Origin of the sequence: Pelomonas candidula, assembly GCF_043555985.1 — a bacterium.
Lineage (GTDB): Bacteria > Pseudomonadota > Gammaproteobacteria > Burkholderiales > Burkholderiaceae_C > Pelomonas > Pelomonas candidula.
Genome location: NZ_JBIGIC010000062.1, coordinates 1 through 298, shown reverse-complemented (window position 1 = coordinate 298; position 298 = coordinate 1). Strand labels below are relative to the sequence as shown.

The following is a 298-nucleotide window of genomic DNA, read 5'->3' as shown; positions in this document are numbered from 1 at the left end:
GGCGCCGGCCGCTGAGCGACAGGCGCAGGCCTCGCAGACCGAAGAGCTGCGGCGACTGAAGGCCGAACTGCGGCGCGTGACCGAGGAGCGCGACATCCTAAAAAAGGCCGCCGCGTACTTTGCCAAGTAGTCCGGGTGAGGTACGCGTTCATCAAGGCGCACGAGGGGCAGTACAGCGTGCGGCGCATGTGCAAGGTGATGCAGGTGCACCCCAGCGGCTACTACGCATGGAAGGCCGAGCCGCAGAGCTCGCGGGCCCAGGACGACCAGCGCTTGACCGGCCTGCTCAAGCAGGCGT

The 298-nt window shown here is 67.4% G+C and carries 1 pseudogene; it reads left to right on the top strand.

Features of this window, described 5'->3' with window-relative positions:
- Window positions 1–298: pseudogene (locus ACG04R_RS28485) on the top strand (transposase); the annotation flags it as partial.